The following is a 21,785-nucleotide window of genomic DNA, read 5'->3' as shown; positions in this document are numbered from 1 at the left end:
CCGCGGGCGGAATTCGGAATACGTCCCCCTTCCGAGTTCCACGCTCTGAATTCCGAATTCAAAAGTCCAAATTCAGCCTTCGCCTACTCCAAATCTTCTGGCATTATCCACTTACGCGGCTCTGTTGCGCGGGCCACAATCTTTTTGCGTAGGGCCTCTTCAGCAATTTCCAACATTTTATCCAGGGACGTATTTTCAATAAAACTAGACGCTTCCTGGGTGTATTTTTCATTGGGACATTCATCCCCTTTAACGCAGCCCTCAACACAGTCGACGGCACAGTCTACCGTCCCGTTGGCACTAGTATTCTCGATAGTCATGGGGTTATGTTAATAACTCTTCTTGTCATACAAAATTCTAAGGGATTTACCCCGATGATTGCTTCCAATGATTTAACCAGGGAGGATGCATTAGACCACAGCGCCATGATGCATCGTTGCCTAGAGCTAGCAGCCCAGGGGGCAGGCCATACTACGCCAAACCCGATGGTAGGGGCAGTCGTGGTTAAAAACGGACAAATCATCGGAGAAGGATTCCATCCCCAAGTGGGCCAGCCCCACGCCGAAGTTTTTGCCTTGCGGGCCGCGGGGGCCGCCGCTAAAGGAGCAACACTATACGTCAACCTTGAACCCTGTAACCACACTGGCCGCACCCCCCCCTGCACAGAAGCCGTTTTACAGGCAGGCATCGCCACCGTAGTCATTGGCATGACAGATCCAAACCCCAAAGCCAGTGGCGGGATTCAGCGACTGCGCGCCGCTGGGGTCACGGTAATTACCGAGGTGGAAACCACCGCCTGTGAACGACTCAATGAAGCCTTTATTCATCGCATACGCCACCACCAGCCCTTTAGCATTTTGAAATATGCCATGACCCTGGATGGAAAAATTGCCACGGATACGGGGCACAGTGCCTGGATTACTAGCCCAGCAGCCCGCACACGGGTGCATCGGCTACGCAGCCAGTGCGACGCCATTATTGTGGGGGGCAATACGGTACGCCAGGACAACCCTCGACTCACAACCCATGGCCTTGCAGACCACAACCCGCTCCGGGTGGTCATGAGTCGCAAGCTGCAGCTACCGGCCCAGGCAAACCTGTGGCACACAGACATTGCCCCGACGCTGGTATTTACAGAAACCCCTAGGGCCGCTAGCAGCCTTCCAGAGTCCGTAGACGTTGTGCAGCTCCCCACCTTAACGCCCCAGGCCGTAGTCAACTGCCTATATAAACGAGGCCTGTCCACACTTTTGTGGGAATGTGGCGGCACGTTAGCGGCGGCAGCCCTACAGCATCAGGTGATCCAAAAAGTATGGGCCTTTGTGGCACCCAAATTAATCGGCGGAGCCCAAGCCCCCACGCCCATCGGCAATATGGGGCTAATGACCATGCCAGAAGCCCTGGACCTACACCACACCCAACTAGAAAAAATTGGGCCCGACTGGCTAATTCAAGGTTATTTAAAGGCTCAATGCTAAAGGACCGGCCACAGCCGCTTACTTATCTAGCAGACCGGCTTCCTTGGTAAACCCAAGCTCCAATTTATAGCGATGCATCAGCAAATCGAGGGCACGCATAAACTCATCGCGATTACGCAATACATCAAAACGCTGAATCACCTGCCCTTTTTCCAAAAACAAAAGCGTGGGTAGCGTTTGCAGGCGATAGTGGTTAGCGAGTTTAAGGTTTTCATCAGCATTAATATCTAGGACATGAACCTGACCTGACCATTCTTGCTGAAACCTATTAAGCAAAGGCGTTACACGACGACATAAACCACACCAAGGCGCCCAAAAATGCACCAATACAGGCACAGGAGAAGCGAACACAAAGCTTTCGAAATTGTCTTCGGTAATTGTCATTGACATTTAATTATTGTCAGTATTGATAAAAATCTTTTAGTATTTCTAATCTTATTAAGAAAGGCACAATCCCGAAAGGGGATTGCAGCATGATTGTGCACTTTCCATAACAAGAAAGGCCGACTGTCAACAGCGAAAAAACTTATGACGTTGCAAATTCTTGGTGTAACTCAATCCGAAAAACATTGGCATAAAGCACCTTTCGCAGATCAGTTTATGTCCTAAATCAGCAACGGTATCCCACAAATACCGGGCTAAAGCTGATCAGCTTCACCAGACACTGAGAGATTGTCTTTGAACGCTGAAAAGCCTTTTACAGATAGAGATATTGGACCACTAATAGCGATGTTTGTACAGGCTTTTTGCTCGATTAATATCTAAAAAAAGATTAAGCAATGTGTAGCATCGATCCGTATTTTTACGAACTTTAGAAGATAGCGGCGATCGCAAATGGTAACTTTTCCCATCCAACCTTGGGCGGCCAATGCTATCTCCTTCGCCAGGCCCAGAGCCCAAAGCAACAGCCTGCTATGTCTGGTTTGACATCTCTTCTTCTATAAAATCTAGGGTTTTTACAATTAGGCGCTTTGCTTCTAATTTCCAGCCCCAAGATTGGATCGCAAAGGCAACATAAAACCCAATGCCTGTAGCCGCAAAATCCAGGGGTTGATGCATGGAAATCCCCAATAGCAGCCCCAAACCGGCAATTCCCCAGAATGGTAAGGCCACCATTTGCCGATCGCGTTCAACGATTTTGGCAAAGATATTGGTGGGGATGCTGGATTCGATCTGCTCCCTAACTGATTTCTGCTGGGGATAGGGCACCGTCAACCCCACCTTAGGCCGCAGTTTTTCAATTTTTCGAGCCTCGGTGCTGTACTGGGTCAGCTCATCCTCGGCCATGGTGATGAGCTTCTCGATGGCATCCATAAAATCGCTAAAACACTTGCAGTACAAGCATTCTATACCGTAAGCCACCCCCCTGGCACGGCAAACCTTACGTTGACTGGGCCAAATAGACGGCATTAAGGTTAGGTTAAGAGAATATTAAATCAAGCCGGGTGATTGAGATTGCCAGGTGTTTTACAACCTTATGATTTCCGCTATCCCAGCCGCTTATAAATCGTTTTTACCTCGGTTTTATCAACTTTCCGTCGTGGGGATGTTTTCCCACATGATGGTGCCCCTGGCAGGGCTGTGTGACAGTGCATTTCTGGGGCATCTATCGAATATTAACTACCTGGCTGGGGTAATTCTGGGCAGCATATTATTCGATTATCTCTATCGCATCCTCAAAAGCTTACGCAGCAGCACCAATGCGTTGACGGCCCAAGCCATGGGTCAGGGGGATACCACTGGAGTGTTTGTAGCTCTGCTGCGATGTGGGGTGGTGGCGCTTGCGATCGCAGCCATGATTCTGCTGTTGCAATACCCCATTCAGCACCTAGGCTTTACCCTGCTATCGGGGGTCAATGCCACAGAGCAAGCGGGCCTAGAGTATTTCAATGCCCGCATTTGGGGTGCCCCGGCCGTATTGCTCAACTTTGTGCTGATCGGCTGGTTTTTAGGCCGGGAAAATAATGGCTTGGTGCTGCTACTGTCCTTAGTGGTCAACGGCTCCAATGTGCTGTTGGACTATGTGATGATCAACCGCTGGGGCTGGGAAAGTTTTGGGGCCGGGCTAGCCACCGCCTGCAGCCAATATTTGGGGCTAATCACAGGATTAATCGCCGTCGCATTCACCATTGACTGGGCCAAAATCGGCCAGGTCATGGGTCAGGTGCTCGACCGCCAGGCCCTGGGCTCCACCTTGATGCTGAAGGGCAATCTGCTGGTGCGCTACATCGCGATTATTTCCGCCTATGCCATCTTTACCAACCTCAGCGCCACCTTTGGCACCCTATCGCTGACAGAAAATGGATTGCTCTTACAGGTGGCGCTGCTGAGCCAGTTTGCGGTGCAGGGGGTGGGCATGACGGTGCAAACCCTGGTGGGCCATTTCCATGGCCAGGGTCGCACGGAGCAATGTTTGCCCGTGCTCAAAACCGCCATTGTTACCAGCTTATTAATGGCCCTAGGCTTTGCCGTCTGCATGTTGACCTTCCCCAGCACCGTGTTTGCCTTGCTCACCAACCACAGGGATGTGAGTCAGGCTATGGCGGACCATGCCGTCTGGCTGGTGCCCCTCCTGAGCATTACGGCGGTGGCATTTATGCTCGAAGGCTATTTTATTGGCCTGAAGGCAGGGGCGGTGGTGCGCAATGGGGCGCTGCTGGGCTTTGGCTTTGGGTTCACCCCCCTGGCGCTGGTGGCGGTGTACCTGCAGAACAGCTACCTGCTATGGAGTGCCTTAACGGGCTACATGGCCGTGTTGATGCTGTTTTTGATTTATAAGCTAGTCACCCTGCCCCAGGTCCAAACCGCCACCTCGCCGGTCGCCTCAGGACAGCCAATGAATTAAGGCCGGCCATGTTTTCGCCCATTGGCCAGCAGTGCCCATGCGCCAGCAGCGGTTTAACTGGAGTTTAACGAAAGGTTAACGTTCATCGGTTAACGTCTCTTAATCAGTCGTTACTTATCGTTACCCCACGGCCCTTGAAATCGCTCCTATCCGACTAGGGGATGGACGGCATCGGGTGCCGATTAGATTTATGGTCTCCGCTATTCCGGCAACGTACAAACAGTTTTTACCCCGGTTTTATCGACTCTCCGCCGTGGGCATGTTTTCCAACATGATGGTGCCATTGGCGGGTCTGTGCGATACGGCTTTTCTAGGGCATCTATCGGATATTCACTATCTGGCCGGGGTGATTTTGGGGAGTATTCTCTTCGATTATCTCTACCGCATCCTCAAGTTTCTGCGGAATAGCACCAATACCCTAACGGCCAATGCCGTGGGTGAAGATGACGCCGTGGGCATGGTAACGGCCATACTGCGGTGCGGGGTGGTGGCGCTTGCGATCGCAGCCGTCATTCTGCTATTGCAATATCCCATCCACACCCTAGGGTTTACCCTGCTGTCTGGGACACCGGAAACCGAGCAGGCTGGTCTGGCCTACTTTAATGCCCGCATTTGGGGTGCCCCCGCCGTGTTGCTCAATTTTGTACTGATTGGCTGGTTTCTGGGACGGGAGAAAAATGGCATCGTATTTCTGATTTCCCTCATGGTCAACGGCTCCAACGTGCTGCTGGACTACGTGATGATCAACCGCTGGGGTTGGGAAAGTACGGGGGCCGGCATCGCCACCGCCATAAGCCAATATCTGGGGCTATTAGTGGGGCTGGTGGCCGTGGCCCTAACCATTGACTGGAGGGTTTTGGGTAAAGCCATGGCCCAGGTGCCAGATCGCCAGGCCCTCACCTCTACCCTGATTCTTAAGGGCAATATTCTGGTGCGGTTCGTAGCCCTAATTTCCGCCTATTCCATCTTCACCAACCTCAGCGCCACCTTTGGCACCGCCTCCCTGGCGGAAAATGGCCTGCTATTGCAAATTGCTTTGCTCAGCCAGTTCACGGTGCAGGGGGTGGGCATGACGGCCCAAACCCTAATTGGCAACTTTAAGGGCAAGGGCCAAACCGACCAATGTTTGCCCGTGCTCAAAACCGCCATTGTCACCAGCCTGATCATTTCCCTCGGCTTTGCCCTCACCGCCGTGTTCTTCCCAGGCACCACCTTTTCCCTACTCACCAGCCACACCGAGGTGAGCGCGGCCATGGGCAGCGATGCCACCTGGCTGGTGCCCCTGCTGAGCATTACCTCGGTGGCCTTTATGTTGGAAGGGTATTTCATCGGGCTGAAGGAAGGGGCGGTGCTGCGCAATGGGGCCATTTTGGGGTTCGGCCTCGGTTTTATTCCCCTGGCCCTGCTGGCCACCTATTGGCAAAGTAGCTATTTGCTATGGACCGCATTGACCGCCTACATGACAGTATTAATGCTGTTTTTGGTGTACAAATTGGTGAATACCCCTTTGCCAGAACCCACCACGATGTCGTCCTAGATATTCGTCGTAGGCGGTCTGGCGGTCGTATCGCTACAACTCTATGCCCATGCAAAATCCTTGGTTGATGGCCCTTGGCCTAAATACAATTCTGGTCGGTCTGGCCTTCGCCAGCCCCAAGAAACTACTCACCCCCATGGGCTACCTCCATGCCTGGGTGTTAGGGGTGATTGTCTGGGGCTGTTTAGGCTGGCAGGCCTATGGGGTGATCTTGATCTATTTCGGTGTGGGGTCTGCGGTCACCAAAGTGGGCTTTGCCGAAAAGGAAGCGGCGGGCATCGCCGAGGAACGGGGCGGTGTGCGGGGCCCCGGCAACGTGTGGGGGGCGGCCCTAACGGCGGCGATATGCGCCCTGCTGACCTGGATAGTGGGGATGACCTCGGCCACCTGGGCGGGTCTGTCGGTGGAGCAGCTAACGTCGCTGCTGGTTCTAGGCTTTGTGGCCAGCCTCAGCACTAAGCTATCGGATACGACGGCCACGGAAATTGGCAAGGCCTACGGTCGCCGCACCTTTTTGATTACCACCCTGCAGCCGGTGCCTCGGGGCACAGAAGGTGCCGTGAGCCTGGAGGGCACCCTGGCCGGGGTGGTGGGTTCGCTAATTTTGGCGGTGTCCGCCTGGGGTCTGGGCTTTATGCCTGGGGTGGGTATTGTGATCTGCGCCATCGCCGCCCTTGTGGCCACCACCGCCGAAAGTTTGATTGGGGCCACCCTTGAGGACAAGCTGCCCGGCCTCACCCACGATGTGGTGAACATCATCAATACGCTGATTGGGGCTGTGGTTGCGATCGCCCTAGGCACCGTCTTGATTATTTAAAGCCCCAAAGGCATTGACAGGAGCAGGAAACCATTGGAGTTCGGCCCCCTCCCTTTCCGACTGCCGAATTCCAACTTCCGCATTCCATTAGCCCCAGGGTTACAAACATCAAAGCTTCTAACACCATTGATAGAAGCTTTTTATGGCCGCTCCGGGTTCCTTTTGACCAGTGGTGAAAGTATGATTAGCCAAAGTTTTGTAAGACTTCCGCCATGGTCTCCGAGAGCGCATTGTCCCCAGACAGTCCCCACAGGCTGGATACCCTCACCCACATTGCCCAAACGTTTCTCGGGGATGGGGCAATCCAGGATATTCGGCCCCTCGGCGATGGCAACATTAACGACACCTACCTGGTAAAGGCAGACCGTCTCTTCGTGCTCCAGCGCATCAATACCGAGGTGTTTCCCCAGCCCCATCTGGTCATGGACAACCTCTGTCGGTTTGTCAGCCATGTGCAACAAAAACTAAAAAACACCCCCTTACCCCATCGCTGGGAAGTGCCCACCGTCTTAAATACAGCCCACAGCCAACACCACTGGCAAGACAGCCAAGGCCATGTGTGGCGCTGTTTGAGCTTTGTGGAAAACACCACCACCTTTAATACGATTCAAAGTCGCGAGCATGCCACGGAAGTGGGCTACGGCCTCGGCTGTTTCCATAGCCTATTGAGCGACCTATCGACCAATGGCCTAGCCGACACCCTGCCTGAGTTTCACATTACCCCCAACTATCTCCAAGGCTACGACCGTGTGCTGGCCCAAACAGACACATTTTCCCTAGAAGAACATCGCTGCTGCAAACTGATTGCCACCCACCGGGAACAACTCACGGTTCTAGAACAGGCAAAGGCCGACGGTCATTTGCCCCTGCGCTCCATCCACGGCGACCCCAAGATCAACAACATTTTGATCGATACGACCACCGACCGGGCAGTGAGCCTAATTGATTTGGATACGGTCAAGCCGGGGCTGGTGCACTACGACATTGGCGACTGCTTACGTTCTAGCTGTAACCCCCTGGGGGAAGAAACCGCCAATTGGCAAGCTGTGACCTTTGATGTGGACCTTTGCGCGGCGGTGCTGCAAGGCTATCTCTCCCGCGCCAGTGACTTTCTAACCCCCGTTGAATATGACTACATTTATGACGCGATTTGGCTGATCGCCTTTGAGCTGGGCCTACGTTTTTTTAGCGATCATCTGGCCGGGGATATTTACTTCAAAACCCAGCGACCCCAGCACAATCTGCAACGGGCTTTGGTACAGTTTCAGCTAGCCGAAAGCATTTGTCAGCAAAAACAAACGATTCAAACAATAATTAGTCAATTAAAGTCTAAGTATTGTTCTGAGGCTCACCGTGCCGCATAGAAAGAATAAACAGGACCTAAGGTTCTACTCGGTTCACCCCGTCAATCGACTATATCGGTTAGGAATGCCTAAACGGTTGACCCAGGGGTGGCTCAGCAGAGCCCTGAGAGATTTTTCACATTCCTTACATTTTTCCAGAACCAGCATCTATGGCTATCCCCTTTTCCCTCACACCCTTTGAAACGGTTTCCGACGTCGTCATTTCTGGCCGCGTTGTCCGCTCCCAGTCGTCTTTGGTGGTCGAATACACCATCACCGGAGCCATAGACGATCTTGAAATTCCAGCCAGCACCGACACAGAACCCACCCGCCGCGACCAGTTGTGGGAAAACACCTGCTTCGAATTTTTTATCGGACTACCTGAATCACCGCGCTATTGGGAAGTGAACGCCGCCCCCAATGGTGATTGGAACGTCTATTGCTTTGATGATTATCGCCAGGCCATGACCCCAGAACCGGCCTGTGAACAGGTGCACTGCACCTGGCAACCGATCACCAAGGGCTACTACCTCACGGTGGAACTGCCCACGGAAAATTGGATTGCCCTGGAACAGCCCCTAGAACTGGGGGTGGGCACCGTTCTCAAAACCAAGGATATTTCCCATTGGGCCCTCGCCCACCCCGGCAACGAACCGGATTTCCATCGGCGGGATAGCTTTAGCTTAGTGGTGTAGCCCCAACTGAGTTCAAAAATATTACCTGGGTGGGATAGGCAAACTCAATGCCAGCCTGGTCAAATCGCTGTTTAATCGCCAGGTTGATCTGATGCTGAACATCGCGATACATCAGATAGTCATTGGTTTCCACTAAATAAACCACTTCAAAATCTAGGCTAAATTTACCAAAGGTGGCAAAATGCGCCCGGTCAAAAACAACGTTGGCCGTGGCTTCAATCACCTCACGAACCATGGTGGGGATGTTTTCTAAGTGAGCCCTATCGGTCTCATAGGCCACCCCTAGGGTAAATAAAACACGTCGCTGCACCATGCGCTGAAAGTTTTGAATGCGGGAGGCGGTGAGATCGGTATTGGCTAAAATCAGCTGTTCTCCATCAATGCTTTTTAGGCGGGTGGTTTTAATACCCACCTGGACTACGGTACCGGCCATGTCACCGACAATGATGAAATCACCAATTTCAAAGGGTCGATCTAGCAGGATGGAAAAGTAGCTAAATAGATCTTGCAAAATTCCCTGGGAGGCCAATGCGATGGCCACACCGCCAATGCCTAAGCCGGTAACCACCGCCGAAATATCAAACCCCAGGTTGTCTAACACGAAAACAATGCCAATGGCCCAGAGGAACACCCGTACCGCTGGAATCAGGGCATTGAGGCTTTGGCGCATATTGGGCTGATCGCGATGGATAAAGCCATAGATGCGCAGGCTATATTCGGCAACAGAGCCCACGAGCTGAACTAACAACAATGCGGCAAAGATTACGCCCAAAACGGTCACCAGTTGGGAAATCGTCTTGGACAGGGTGAGGTTTTGCAAACTGATGTAGCAAAACCCGAGATAGAGCAGCCACAGGATGGGTCGCTCGATGAGCCGTACGAGCTGATCGTCCAAACTGGTGGTGGTGCGCTTGGCCCAGCGCTTTAGGCGACGGAGAATGATGCGTTTGAGCAGGTGTGCGATCGCAATACCGATGGCGATATATAGCAGCGCATGCCCGTAGGCGGCAACGGTATTATCCAAAAACGTTTTCTGAAGAAAATCGGACACCATAGGGGGGGTAAACACTCATCACAATTAAGGTAACAGGACAGGGCTTTCCAGCTTGTCCTGCCTCTGTTTACTTAACCGTTGAGCCTTACCCGAAAAAACCGATCATCATCCCCGATAGGAAAATCTACGATGTCTGAAACTAGTTTAGTTACCATCCGCCAGGCTGTGGCCGAAGACGCAGCCACAATCGCCGACTTTAACCAAGCCATGGCATGGGAAACAGAACAAAAAAAGCTGGCCACCGAAACCATCTTGGCCGGGGTAACCGCCTTATTACGCCACCCAGATCGGGGCTTTTACATCGTCGCAACAACCGAAACCCAGGTGGTCGCCTGTTTAATGATTACCTTCGAATGGAGCGATTGGCGCAACGGTCTCTTCTGGTGGTTACAAAGTGTCTACGTGCGTCCCAACTACCGCCGCCGTGGCATCTATCGCCGCATGTATGCGTTTATCCAACACCTGGCCACCAACCATAGCCCTGAGGTGTGCGGGCTTCGCCTCTACGTTGAACAGGATAATGCCAGAGCCCAAACAACCTACAAGGCCCTAGGCATGGCCCAGAGCCCCTATCTCATCTTTGAACAGCTCGCGGACTAATGCAAGCAGAGCCAGGCACCACAGATAGCAACAAACACCAGGCCCAAACATATCACTAAATAATTGGGCCCCTTAGGTGCGGGCTCTGCCTCTGAAATGGTCACCTTAGCGACGTTACAGTCACCAATATCATAGTTGTCACCGGGCTGCAGAGTGACAATCACGGTTTCATCCTCTTCGCAGTCAACAGCATCTGCCAACGGCGTGATATCAATACAAGCTTCTTTCTCACCCTTTAGCAACGTAACACTGCGCTCAATGGCCTGATAATCTTCCCCTTCTTTGGCCGTACCACCCACCGTGTAGCAGACAACCGTCGGCTCCATCACCGGCTCTGCTGTACAGATCAACAGCTTGCCAGTATCTGTACAAAGCTCTCCTTTCACCGGTTCCGTGGCCTTAGGATCAGAAGACTTCAGACAAACAACGGGCGCCGGCTTGAGCAATAAAGAGGTGTCGATACGAAAATGGGACTCTACCGTGTGACGCTCCGCAAAAAACAGATCGAATGAATAATTTTTACCCTTTTCTAACACCAGAGTTTCACCAGCATCTAAAGACTTAGTGAGCTGGTTTTTTCCCTCGTCTAGCTTGAGATTAATGGTGTCGGTGAGCGACCCATGAACGCCCCCCAAGTCAATCACGAGTTTGCCATCAATAAAGACCCACAGATCGTCATCTCCGGAAAACGTAAAGGTCTCATGCCCCTGATAGGTAAACTCAGAATGGACCTCGTAGGTAAAGTGATAATTATGTTTACGCCCCTGGTTGCCAAATAGCTCCCCATCAATCGGGAAAAACTTAGAATTGTCATAGGTAAAGACACCGTCTTCGTTATCGTCGTTTAGAACAATGTCAAATCGTTTACCCTGGTTCACCGAATCAATGTCGCGAAACCACTGATTAAAGTTCTCTTGGTTAGATGTGGTTTTCCCTTCGCCGCCTTTATAAACGGGCTTTTGATCCGTTCCCAAGACGGGCTGAACAATATTTTTTTCAGCGGCAATCACATGCTCAAAGTCAGCATGGCTATCTTGAAAGTCACGAATGCGCCCAGACAGTGTAATTTGTGGCATAGTAGGCTCCTTAAGGCAATAGCAGCGGCGTTAGTGGCCCAAAGAACACATCAGGTGACAGCTCTCAGCACCACAGGCATAGAGTGTTCCAAAGACCAATAACTCTGATGTGTTTGTCTACGGGGGTGGGGCTGCATATTCCAGATACGACCTGCACAAATTTACTGAGGGGTCCGTACAATTTAACCAAGGGAGTCGGAAACCTACGTAATAGGCTGATTAACTCATTATGAATGGATTTAAACTGATTATCTTTGATTGTGACGGCGTGCTGGTGGATAGTGAACGACTGGCCAATCAGGTCTTCGCCAGCATCTTGCAGCGGGAGTGTGGTCTATCCTTTAGCCAAGACGATATGTTTGATACCTTTGTCGGACATTCCTCGACCCAGTGCATGGAAATTATCGCCGATATTCTGGGGAAGGAGCCGCCCAACAATTTAGAAACCCTCTACAAAACTGAGATCACCGCTGCGCTTGCCCAAGATGTTGTTGCCGTTAGGGGCATAGAAAAAGCCTTAGCCGAGATATCAGCGCCTTTTTGTGTGGCCTCCAGTGGCTCCCACGAGAAAATGCGCATCACGCTAGGGAAAACAAACTTGTTGAGCACATTTGCAGGCAATATATTTAGCACCTCCGATGTGCGGCGGGGGAAGCCATCCCCAGACATTTATTTACACGCGGCGGCCAACATGGGAAATGTGCCCCCCAAGCAGTGTTTAGTGATCGAAGACAGCCCCCTAGGCGTGCAGGGTGCTGTGGCCGCAGGCATGACCGTGTTTGGCTATGCCGAACTTATGAAAGCCCATAGCCTGACCCAGGCTGGGGCCCACCATCTATTTAAGGATATGGCGAATCTAGCCCATGAGATTTTGTCCTTTCAGCGTTAAGTTTGGGTACGGCTGAGCCTTGCTTCGTACTACAAATCAGCGCAGACACTTTCTAATGTTACACATTGGCCTCAGGTAATTCTCATATGCACCAAGCACAATGGGCCTGTTCGATAGTGTTGCTGCCATGTCAATCCAACGCCCATCACGCCGTGGTTTACTCAAATATCTGAGCCTGTTAACAGTCGCGGGCACCCTGCCTGCCGTGGTAAAAGGGGCTGGAGCGCAACTGTCGGCGGCCAGCCCAGCAGCGGCATTATCTCCAGAGCCAGCCCCCCAATTGACGGCAACAGGGCTAAATCCCCACCGGGTGGTGCTGGTGAAAACCACCGATCGAGCCACCGGCATCCGTCAAGCGATGCAGCTGTTGCAGACACCGAGCTTTAGGGGCAAACATGTTTTTATTAAACCCAACTACAACACTGGCGACCCGGCCCCAGCCGCCACCGCCCCCGTTGTGTTAGAAACTCTGGTGCAGGAACTGCAGCAGGATGGGGCCAGCACAATTACGGTTGGCGACCGCTCTGGCATGGAGAATACCCGCAGCGCCATGGAACGCAAGCAAGTTTTTAGCCTCGCCCAGCGGTATGGGTTCAAAACGCTCGTATTCGATGAGCTTAGCCGTGATAGTTGGCAATATTTTCCAGCGGCTGGCACTAACTGGTCCCAAGGCTTTGCGATCGCACGTCCCGTACTTGATGCCGACGCCATTATCAACGTCTGCTGTCTCAAAACCCACCGTTTTGGCGGACATTTTACCCTGTCGCTCAAAAACACCATTGGCATGGTGGCTCGCCATGTCCCAGGAGATGGCCACGACTATATGCGAGAGTTACACCGCTCGGCCAACCAACGGCTGATGATTGCCGAAGTGAATGCAGCCTATCGCCCCGCCCTGATTTTGATCGATGGCGTCGATGCCTTTGTAAACGGTGGCCCCGAACAAGGACAAAAAGTACAAGCCGGGGTGATTTTAGCCAGCACGGACCGCATTGCCATTGACGCGGTAGGCATTGCCATTTTGCGCAAACTGGGCACCACCCCAGAGGTATCCCACGGTTCGATTTGGCAGCAAAGTCAAATCCGTCGGGCCGCTGATTTAGGCCTAGGCGCCGTCGGAGCCAGTCAAATAGAGTTGATCACCCATGACCAAGCCAGCCGCCAACTGGCAAACAATATCCAACCCTTCTTAAGTTGACTCGTCCATCAGCAAACCAGACAATTTACGTGAACAAACAGCAGACCACAGGGACTTAAATTGCACCATCAACAGCGGATCAGGCATGGCCTGAAGCCCCCCAACAGCTAAAGTTTTTGGCGACACAGTTCGCGGTATAGCGTAGAGCAGCTATGCTGCAGCATCTCAGCACAGTCCTGATACGCCTCTAAAGTCTCATTGCGCGGCACAGGAATATCTTGAACCGGATGGCCAATGTACTCTTGCAAGGTGTAGACCTTATTGGCAATGGCCGGGACCATACTAATCAGAATAAATTTTTGGGGTCTGGTCATGGTAAAAATCAAATCCGCCCACCCTAAACTTTCGGGGGATATGCGCTGAGAACGGTGGTCCGTAGGTAGGTTATGGCTAACCAGCACCTGTCGCATTGTCTCTAAGATAGGTCTGTTGTTGGTAGCATAAATGCCCGCTGAGCGAACCTGGACATTACCGTTTTCTAAATTAGAATTCAAAAAAGCAGCAGCAACTGGACTACGACAGATATTTCCATCGCAGACAAACAATATTTTCATTCAAGTCGTGGCGTTGGTTCTACGAGCAACAGACCGATTAGGTCATTAAGGTTACTGTGGCACTGGTGATTTTTGACATATTTTGCCCCATCGGAGCTTCGACCTATGGCCAATGGACCAAGTTTAACTCATCCTTAAAATCAGCAACAGCGTTCAGTTTACCTAGAAAGATATTAACCTTTTAGCTATGCATTTTTTGCATAAAAATACGCCTTTTATAAATGCACAATGGCGTCGAAAAAAGGCTAAGAGCTGGTTAAGGTTTGGCCTCGCAAGTTGTCATCGCTGTTTTGCTCCCCTGCCACCCCATGGGGCTTTTAGGGCTTGTTAAAAATTAAAACCATGGCCTTGTTCCCTACAAACATGGCTTAACAAGCCTTTTCGGATTAAACCGTGCAGTAGTGTCTTAACGACTCCTTAGCCCTTAGTTTGATGGCAGTGGCCATGGTTGTTATGGGGCGTTTCAACTACTGGTTTTGCGATAATTGTTTGATGTTCATTTCCTCGTATTTTTCAAAGGGCTGGTGGATCCAGGGATTGGTGTCTAGATAATCGATATAGTAATCGGGCTTGATCACCGAGCAGGCTTTGTACCAAATCACCGCTGTCTTCAGGTCGTCAATATAAAATCCGTAGCGATGCTGCAGCCAGCTAATACTGCGCTTTAGGCTTTCGCCAGAATCGACCAGGTCATCCACTAGCAACACATGACTACCCAAGTTGGGCGTAGTCATGCTCAAATCTTGGGAGAAGGTGATCGCGCCACGGGTTTTGTTGCCATCTCCCCCATAGGAAGCGGTGGAGAGAATGGCCAGGGGCTGATCGTAAATGCGGCACAATATATCTCCTATTCTGAGGCCCCCTTTCGCCAGGCACACGATCTGATTGAACTGCCAGCCAGATTGATGGATTGCGATCGCTAAATTTTCAATCGCCTGGTAATAGTCTGACCACGAAACATATAGGTCGTTGGCAGAGGCAGAAGAATCGGAAGTTGCAACCATGGGTCAGAATAAATGGGAAATGGAATAAATAGAAAATAAGCCGTTGCAGATTTAGACGATGAAACGAGCTGTGGGGCTGGCCCATGATCTGGATATGCCAAATAAAATCATCCCAAGGATCAGCAACGTCGAAAATAATATAACGCTATCCTGCAAATCGCAGACACAGCGAACAAATTGGTGGGACAGTTATAAATAGTTAAATACATTCAGTGGGGCTAAGGCGCTGTTAAGAAACGACTTCACGGTTTAATCCGACAAGGCTGGTTAAGCCATGATTTTAAGGAACAAGGCCATGATTTTATTTTTTAACAAGCCCTAATCCCCAACAGGCTTTAATCTAGAAATCCCCTTAATAATCTCCTAATTTTATGGATATAGCAGGCCAGCCTAAGCATCCCCCCAAACTCACCCTACCCACCAAGCTGGCCTACGGGGCCGGAGACTTTGGGGCCGGTCTTACCTCCAATTTACTGGCCTTTTCGTTTTTAATCTTTTTAACCAATGTTGCCGGTCTAGAGCCCCTAGCCGCCGGCACCGTCCTTTTAATCGGCAAAATTTGGGATGCGGTGAATGATCCACTAGTGGGAATCTTGAGCGATCGCACCCGCACCCGTTGGGGACGCCGCTACCCCTGGATCGCCCTCACCGGCATCCCCTTTGGCATCACATTTTTGTTGAACTGGATTGTGCCAGGGTTCACCAGCCAGATCGCCTTGTTTTGGTACTACGTTGTTGTTTCCATCGCCTTTCAAATCTTCTTCACCACCACCAATCTGCCCTACTCCACCCTAACGGCAGAAATGACCGAAGACTACGACGAACGCACAGAACTCACCTCATTTCGCCTGGCCTTTTCCCTAGGGGGTGCCGTACTGATTTTGGCCCTGGGTCTAGTGGTCAGCCAGCTGGTGTCCGACCCTGGACGGCAATATCAAGTTTTAGGCGCCCTGGGGGGAGGCATTTCCATCTTCACCATTTACTGGTGTATTTTTGGTACCTTTCGCCACTCTCAGCAACAAGCCGCCTATCGCAGCGCAACAACCAACGAAAGCCAAACCAACAACCAAGAATCCTTTTTTCAGCAACTCAAAATTGTTTTTAGCAATCGTCCCTTTTTGTTTGTGGTGGGCATCTACCTGTTCTCCTGGTTAGCGCTACAAATCACCGCCACAATCATTCCCTTTTATGTCACCTTTTGGATGGGCGCTGACGACTACTTCCTAGCGGCGCTTTTAGTTCAGGGCACAGCCATTATCATGATGTTTGTGTGCAATGTGTTGGCCAAACGGATTGGCAAAAAAGGGCTTTACTTTTTAGGGAGTGGGTTTTGGATTTTGGTGCAAATTGCCCTATTTTTCCTACAGCCTGGCCAGCTAAATGCCCTATATTTGCTTTGCATTTTCGCCAGTTTTGGTGTCGCCACCGCCTATGTGGTGCCCTGGTCAATTTTGCCAGATGTGATTGAACTAAACGAACTCCAAACCGGTCAACGCAGTGAAGGGGCCTTCTATGCATTCATGACCCTGCTACAAAAAATGGGATTGGCCGCAGGCATTTTTCTAGTAAGTCTGGCCCTAGAAACCTCTGGATTTGCCAAGGACGCGATCGAACAACCCGAATCCGCACTGCTTGCCATTCGGTTCTTTATGGGCCCCGTACCCCTGATTCTTTTAATTGGCGGGATGATTCTCGCCTATTTCTATCCCATTACCAAAGCAACCCACCAAGAAACCCTCCTAAAACTGGCTGAGCGTCGTAAACAAACCCAGTAGGCCCTGATGATGTTGCAATCGACGGCAACTAGAAGCGACTACTGCTCGTCGCCCTCACTTCTGAACGTTCCACCGCTAGCTCGGCGGTAAGGTAGTGCTTAGCTAAATCTAGAAACACCCTAGCTCGATTGATATGTTGCTTAGCACCGGCCAGGTTAGACTTTTCCCCATGGGAAAAATCAGCTCTAAAACGAGCTTCTAAACCATCACTCAAATAACTACTGTAGGGCTGAAACAAAGGACTTTGTTCTGAAAATGTTTCAGTAAACAGGCTGCATACAGCCTCATGCTTAGTGGGAATCGCCGAGGATTGCTCTAATAGCAGAGATTCTGCCACATAGAGCATGGCGTAATAAGCACGAGAGATTGCAATATCGTAAAAGTGACTGTGGGCCAATAGCTGAGCGGCCTTGATATTCTCCTTAGCATTAAGAAGGCGCTGCTTCTGCTCAGGCTTCATGGACAAAGAACTCCGAAAGACTCTGAAATGTATCCGTCCCAGCGGACATTAAAGCATAAATCGCCCCGACACTAAAGCCTTTGGGCGATGGATAACGTATGGATGCACCAACGACGGGATAGTTTTCCGGGGGCCAACGCAGGCTAAGCTCAAGGCCCCAAAACAGACCTAGCCGATCGGTAGTGTCTTTCTTAACAGTGTCTTTAGAAAAAGAAATAGCCCAGTTTTTGGGCCGTCGCTAATATCATGCAAGAAAGGAAATTTTATGTTAAACGTGGTCCTGAGACATCATCTGGAGCAGCACGGTGAGTAGCATAAACTTGGTGGGTGCCAGTCTCCAAAATGGCAAGTACGTCATTGAGGCGGAGTTGGGTCATGGCGGTTTTGGCATTACCTATCGAGCCATCCGCCATCCCCTCAATCAGCAGGTGGTGATCAAAACCCTGCGCTGGCCAGAAAGCACTGCCAACCAAGGCGATCAGCTCCAACGGTTCGAGGCAGAAGCCCGTCGGTTAGCCCAGTGTCAACATCCCCACATTGTGGATGTGACCGATTTTTTTGTGGAAGCAGGGCAGCCATATTTGGTGATGGATTTTATTCCGGGCCAGCCCCTATCCGCACTGATTTTTCCCCGCCGCCCCTTGGAGGAAGCCAAGGCACTGCATTATGTTCGGCAAATCGCCCAGGCACTACAAACGGTCCACGGCCAGGGGCTATTACACCGTGATGTCAAGCCTCAAAACATTATGATTGCGGGTGATCGGGCAGTTTTGATCGACTTTGGCATTGCCCGGGAACTGACCAGCGGCCATACCCAAACCCACACCAATTTAGTGTCGGAAGGCTATGCCCCCCTAGAGCAATATTTACCCAAGGCCAAACGCTCCGCCGCCTCTGATGTGTATGGCTTAGCGGCCACCCTCTACTCAGCGGTGACCGGGGAAGTTCCGGTGGCATCTGTTTTGCGATCGCACCAGCCCCTGACGCCCCCCAGGCAGTTCAACCCCCGCCTCAGTCAGGCGACAGAGCAAACCATCCTCCAGGGCATGGCCTTGGAACTGGCCCAACGCCCCCAGTCCATGGCCACCTGGCTCAACCTACTCAAGCAGCCCAGCGCCCCCGGCACGCAACGGCGCCCGCAGCCGTCAACCACAACCCAGGCCACCCAGGTCGTCGCCCCAGAGCGCCCCTCAGGTTACAGCCTGGATGCCGCCGCCCCAGCGACAGCCGCCCCAGCCCCCAAACCAAACCGGCGCCGCCAGGGGCCTGGGTTCTTTAAAACCCTGTTTTCACTAATGCTGCTGGGGCTGCTGGGGGGCCTAGGGTTTGTCGGATACCGGGCCTACACCTTGGCCCAAGGCGCTTGGGGCAATTTTCGCGAACGGACCGCCAATTTGCCGGAGATAAAAATCCCTGAAGTAGCGCTGCCGGAGGTCAGTGTGCCAGATTTGGCGGAAATTTTACCCGATGTGGCCAGCACCCCGACGGAAATCGATATCCCCATTGAAACACCAGCGCCTGTTGAACCCGTGACCGACTCCCCCTTGGTTTTAGGCAATAGCGGCAGCTCGCCCCCAGCGACCTCTGGCGGTAGCGGAGGCGCCGTAACAGTGCCTGGATTTTCCCCGGGGGCAACCGCCAGCGACATTGTCAATCGCCTGGGTTCGCCCACCCAAGAATCCCCATCTCCAGCGGGGACCACGGCGATCTATGAGTTGGATCCCAATCGCGCCACGGTGGCCTATGTGTACGATGTCGCAGGGGGCACCGTGCAACAAACCGAAGCAGAATTTGCCCCATCCTATGACCGGTTACTCATGCGCAGCACGCTGATTGGCATGCTGAATTGGCAATCTACCCCCGCCATAGAAAATGGATTGGAGCAGGTTCGTACCGGTGAACTAGAACAATATCCGTTTGAACATAACGGTTTCAGTGGCAGCATCGAGCGCAACAATAACGGATTTATCCACATTTATGTCCGCCAGTAAAATTTGATGTTGCCATAAATCTGCCATATCAAATTTTAGGGGTGGGAGCCAATGGCCCCCACCCCTAAAATCAACAACTTTTCAATCTTTTTTTTATTGTTGTCTACTCTTTATCCATATTGAAGATAAACGGTACCTGACCGCCCTTCTCTCCCATGACTAAAACCCTGGGCATCTTAGAGCCACCAGCTTTCCAGGCTTCGATCGCTTCCTTCTCAAGCACCAGTTCACCACCCTGGGCTTTGAGAGTCTCGGCTAAGAGTCGCTGGGCTTCTGCACGACCTTTCGCACGGTTAATTTCTGCCTGGGCTTCCTGCTCAGCCTGCTGGGCAACATATACGGCCCGGCGAGCACTTTGTTCGGCAATCTGTTTTTCTTCTACAGCCCGGGCAAACTCATCTGAGAATGAGAGATCCACAACACTGGTATCAAGAATAATGATGCCGTACTTTTCGAGACGACTGCTGAGGGCATCGTCAAAGTCTTCTTTTAACTTAGTCCGCTGGGTAATGGCTTCTTCGACTGTGCGGCGAGCCGCTGCAATCTTAAAAGATTCTTGGGTTTGGGGGGCAATGATTTTGGTTACCACATTGGCCAGGGTGCCTTGTTTACGGCGAATTTCAACGATATTGCTCGGATCTAGGCGAAAGTTGATGGCAAACCTTGCCCGTAAATCTTGCAAGTCCTTAGTCGAACTTTCCGCGGGCACTTCAAATTTTTGCACTGTGACATCGTAAATATCCACAAACGACACCAGGGGGGGTTTGATGTGGACACCTTCTAACAAGGGACTATTTTGGGCCTTTCCCAAAATGCTCAACACCCCGGCCTGACCGGGGTTGATGATGACTAACGTACTGGTCAAGATCAGACCAGTGATGATAGCTAAAAGTGCGATCGCAGCTGGTTGCCAGCTACCTGTCCGAGCGCTCAAAGTCAGTTCCTCCAAGTGGATATATAGGGGATTCCAACGTATCCTAACCTTCCGGCAATCCGGTGACCACTCCATTTCCATCCGTCACCGTGCCAATGCGATAGGCAACCTCAAACTGAGCCAGGGCTGCATCCGCCTGGGCGGCTGGCACAATCACCACAAAACCAATCCCCATATTGAAGGTATTAAACATTTCAGCGGTGGCCACCCCACCAGCCGCCTGCAGCCACTGAAAAATTGGCAATATCGGCCAACTATCCGCCTCTATATATATAGATTGATTTTTGCCCAAACAGCGGGGCAGATTTTCAGGGAAACCACCGCCCGTAATATGGGCCATGGCATGCACCTCTAGGCCACTCTTCAACGCCGCCAATATAGGTTTTACATAAAGCTGGGTCGGTGCCAGCAAGGCATCCCCCAACGATTGCCCCCCTAGGAGCTGGGGACATTCATCCCAGCCATAGCCCACGGCACGACTGCCGGTGCCACCACCGAGGTCGTCCTGGCGCCCAGCCTCAGCCACGATTTTGCGCACTAAACTATAACCATTGCTATGGACACCACTGCTGGGTAACCCAATCAGCACGTCTCCCACCTGCACTTGGGAGCCATCCAGAATGGCGCTTTTCTCCACAATGCCAACACAAAAACCCGCCATATCATATTCACCCTGGCCATAAAACCCAGGCATTTCAGCGGTTTCCCCCCCCAACAGCGCACAGCCCGACTGCCGACATCCCGTCGCCACCCCAGCCACTACCTGGGTCAGCTGCTCAGGGGCCAACTGCCCCGTCGCTAAATAATCCAAAAAGTACAGCGGCTCAGCCCCCGATGTGAGCACATCATTGACACACATCGCCACCAAATCAATCCCCACCGTATCGTGGCGATTGAGCATGTGGGCCAACTTCAGCTTGGTGCCAACGCCATCAGTACCCGACACCAGCACCGGCTGTTGATACCCCTTGGGCAACTCAAAATAGCCCCCAAAACCACCCAAACCACCCAGCACACCGGGCCGTCGCGTTCCTTCCACCAAAGTGCGAATATTCTCGACAAATGCCCGCCCCGCAGCTACATCCACACCCGCTTGTTTATAATCCATAGCCTTCTGCCTTTATCTAGCTTTGCGCACATAGTTCACCCAAGGGCTGAAAGCTTTAGACAGCAACAGCTATGGGCAACACAAGCCACGGCCATACAGCCAGTCGCTTGCCATAACTTGACCACTTTACGACACCTTGGGTAATGCCCCCTCTTGCCCCCATATCCCTGGCCCAAGTTCGCACTCAAGAACACTTTCGTCAGAGAAACTGGACAAATCAAATAATGTTCAACCAATAAATCGCCAATTTAGGTGTCATCTTCGATTAATAATCTGTAACCTTTGGGATCCGATACATAATTTTTCAAAAACTAATTCTATAACTAGGACAGCTGGCCAACTGTCCACAAAGGCTTGAGCTGACAAGAGAAGGTCGGGTTCCATCCGGGCCAATAAAGAGAACGTGAAGATTATATTTGCCTTTTTT

General features: G+C 51.7%; 21 protein-coding genes. 11 read left to right on the top strand and 10 right to left on the bottom strand.

From position 1 onward, the window contains the following. Positions 1-83 precede the first annotated feature (83 nt). Positions 84-320: a hypothetical protein gene (locus IXB28_RS05840; RefSeq protein WP_215617594.1), complete on the bottom strand. Its 237-nt coding sequence runs from the start codon at positions 318-320 to the stop codon at positions 84-86. A 54-nt stretch (positions 321-374) separates the two neighbouring features. Between IXB28_RS05840 and ribD the strand changes: the two genes are divergently transcribed. Next, positions 375-1,478, top strand: a complete 1,104-nt coding sequence (ribD, locus tag IXB28_RS05835; protein WP_215617593.1) for a bifunctional diaminohydroxyphosphoribosylaminopyrimidine deaminase/5-amino-6-(5-phosphoribosylamino)uracil reductase RibD — start codon at positions 375-377, stop codon at positions 1,476-1,478. An 18-nt stretch (positions 1,479-1,496) separates the two neighbouring features. Here ribD and IXB28_RS05830 read toward each other — a convergent pair whose 3' ends face one another. Both IXB28_RS05830 and IXB28_RS05825 read right to left on the bottom strand, forming a co-directional pair. Continuing rightward, a complete protein-coding gene (locus tag IXB28_RS05830) occupies positions 1,497-1,862 on the bottom strand; it encodes a thioredoxin family protein (protein WP_215617592.1) in 366 nt (121 codons plus the stop codon). Between the two features lie 528 nt (positions 1,863-2,390). After that, entirely contained in the window at positions 2,391-2,792 is a 402-nt protein-coding gene (locus IXB28_RS05825) for a hypothetical protein (RefSeq protein WP_215617591.1), read from the bottom strand. Between the two features lie 163 nt (positions 2,793-2,955). On the opposite strand from IXB28_RS05825, the gene gntT (IXB28_RS05820) reads away from it, so the two are divergent. From gntT (IXB28_RS05820) to IXB28_RS05800, 5 genes are all read left to right on the top strand, one after another. Further along, positions 2,956-4,323: a guanitoxin biosynthesis MATE family efflux transporter GntT gene (gene gntT, locus IXB28_RS05820; protein WP_215617590.1), complete on the top strand. Its 1,368-nt coding sequence runs from the start codon at positions 2,956-2,958 to the stop codon at positions 4,321-4,323. Between the two features lie 190 nt (positions 4,324-4,513). Next, complete coding sequence (gene gntT / locus IXB28_RS05815) at positions 4,514-5,860, top strand: guanitoxin biosynthesis MATE family efflux transporter GntT (RefSeq protein ID WP_215617589.1); 1,347 nt, start codon at positions 4,514-4,516, stop codon at positions 5,858-5,860. 43 nt (positions 5,861-5,903) lie between these two features. Next, the gene (locus IXB28_RS05810; protein ID WP_215617588.1) at positions 5,904-6,677 is read left to right on the top strand and encodes a TIGR00297 family protein; all 774 of its coding nucleotides are present in this window, start codon (positions 5,904-5,906) and stop codon (positions 6,675-6,677) included. A gap of 212 nt (positions 6,678-6,889) precedes the next feature. Beyond that, a complete protein-coding gene (locus tag IXB28_RS05805) occupies positions 6,890-8,041 on the top strand; it encodes a phosphotransferase enzyme family protein (RefSeq protein WP_215617587.1) in 1,152 nt (383 codons plus the stop codon). 149 nt (positions 8,042-8,190) lie between these two features. Then, positions 8,191-8,715 carry a DOMON-like domain-containing protein gene (locus tag IXB28_RS05800; protein ID WP_215617586.1) on the top strand — a complete coding sequence of 175 codons (525 nt, stop codon included), beginning with the start codon at positions 8,191-8,193 and terminating at the stop codon, positions 8,713-8,715. Here the strand turns inward: IXB28_RS05800 and IXB28_RS05795 are convergent. Next, positions 8,699-9,769: a mechanosensitive ion channel family protein gene (locus IXB28_RS05795; RefSeq protein WP_215617585.1), complete on the bottom strand. Its 1,071-nt coding sequence runs from the start codon at positions 9,767-9,769 to the stop codon at positions 8,699-8,701. The two genes, IXB28_RS05800 and IXB28_RS05795, sit on opposite strands and share 17 nt — an antisense overlap. A gap of 129 nt (positions 9,770-9,898) precedes the next feature. Between IXB28_RS05795 and IXB28_RS05790 the strand changes: the two genes are divergently transcribed. Continuing rightward, a complete protein-coding gene (locus IXB28_RS05790) occupies positions 9,899-10,369 on the top strand; it encodes a GNAT family N-acetyltransferase (RefSeq protein WP_215617584.1) in 471 nt (156 codons plus the stop codon). Here the strand turns inward: IXB28_RS05790 and IXB28_RS05785 are convergent. Beyond that, positions 10,366-11,445: a fibro-slime domain-containing protein gene (locus IXB28_RS05785; RefSeq protein WP_215617583.1), complete on the bottom strand. Its 1,080-nt coding sequence runs from the start codon at positions 11,443-11,445 to the stop codon at positions 10,366-10,368. The two genes, IXB28_RS05790 and IXB28_RS05785, sit on opposite strands and share 4 nt — an antisense overlap. 229 nt (positions 11,446-11,674) lie before the next feature. Here IXB28_RS05785 and IXB28_RS05780 point away from each other — a divergent pair, with 229 nt between their 5' ends. After that, positions 11,675-12,334, top strand: a complete 660-nt coding sequence (locus IXB28_RS05780; protein WP_215617582.1) for an HAD family hydrolase — start codon at positions 11,675-11,677, stop codon at positions 12,332-12,334. A gap of 127 nt (positions 12,335-12,461) precedes the next feature. Then, positions 12,462-13,532, top strand: coding sequence for a DUF362 domain-containing protein (locus IXB28_RS05775; protein WP_246559628.1), 1,071 nt, complete (start codon positions 12,462-12,464; stop codon positions 13,530-13,532). Between the two features lie 107 nt (positions 13,533-13,639). On the opposite strand, the gene IXB28_RS05770 is transcribed toward IXB28_RS05775, so the two are convergent. Both IXB28_RS05770 and IXB28_RS05765 read right to left on the bottom strand, forming a co-directional pair. Continuing rightward, positions 13,640-14,086, bottom strand: a complete 447-nt coding sequence (locus IXB28_RS05770; RefSeq protein ID WP_215617580.1) for an arsenate reductase/protein-tyrosine-phosphatase family protein — start codon at positions 14,084-14,086, stop codon at positions 13,640-13,642. 467 nt (positions 14,087-14,553) lie between these two features. After that, entirely contained in the window at positions 14,554-15,090 is a 537-nt protein-coding gene (locus tag IXB28_RS05765) for a phosphoribosyltransferase (protein ID WP_215617579.1), read from the bottom strand. A gap of 371 nt (positions 15,091-15,461) precedes the next feature. Between IXB28_RS05765 and IXB28_RS05760 the strand changes: the two genes are divergently transcribed. Further along, entirely contained in the window at positions 15,462-16,865 is a 1,404-nt protein-coding gene (locus IXB28_RS05760; RefSeq protein WP_215617578.1) for an MFS transporter, read from the top strand. Between the two features lie 28 nt (positions 16,866-16,893). Here the strand turns inward: IXB28_RS05760 and IXB28_RS05755 are convergent, their stop codons facing one another. Continuing rightward, the gene (locus tag IXB28_RS05755) at positions 16,894-17,325 is read right to left on the bottom strand and encodes a HEPN domain-containing protein (protein WP_215617577.1); all 432 of its coding nucleotides are present in this window, start codon (positions 17,323-17,325) and stop codon (positions 16,894-16,896) included. 305 nt (positions 17,326-17,630) lie between these two features. Between IXB28_RS05755 and IXB28_RS05750 the strand changes: the two genes are divergently transcribed. Beyond that, complete coding sequence (locus IXB28_RS05750) at positions 17,631-19,316, top strand: serine/threonine protein kinase (RefSeq protein ID WP_215617576.1); 1,686 nt, start codon at positions 17,631-17,633, stop codon at positions 19,314-19,316. Positions 19,317-19,419: 103 nt separating this feature from the next. Here the strand turns inward: IXB28_RS05750 and IXB28_RS05745 are convergent, their stop codons facing one another. Both IXB28_RS05745 and purM read right to left on the bottom strand, forming a co-directional pair. Next, positions 19,420-20,214, bottom strand: a complete 795-nt coding sequence (locus tag IXB28_RS05745; protein ID WP_407659174.1) for a prohibitin family protein — start codon at positions 20,212-20,214, stop codon at positions 19,420-19,422. 79 nt (positions 20,215-20,293) lie between these two features. Beyond that, on the bottom strand, positions 20,294-21,358 hold the full coding sequence (purM, locus tag IXB28_RS05740) for a phosphoribosylformylglycinamidine cyclo-ligase (RefSeq protein ID WP_215617574.1): 1,065 nt from the start codon (positions 21,356-21,358) through the stop codon (positions 20,294-20,296). Positions 21,359-21,785: the final 427 nt, after the last annotated feature.

The sequence above is a fragment of the Leptothoe kymatousa TAU-MAC 1615 genome (assembly GCF_018739865.1).
Classification (GTDB): Bacteria; Cyanobacteriota; Cyanobacteriia; order Phormidesmidales; family Phormidesmidaceae; genus Leptothoe; species Leptothoe kymatousa.
Note: the sequence above shows the minus strand (reverse complement) of the source record. Positions and strands in the feature narration are given on the sequence as shown.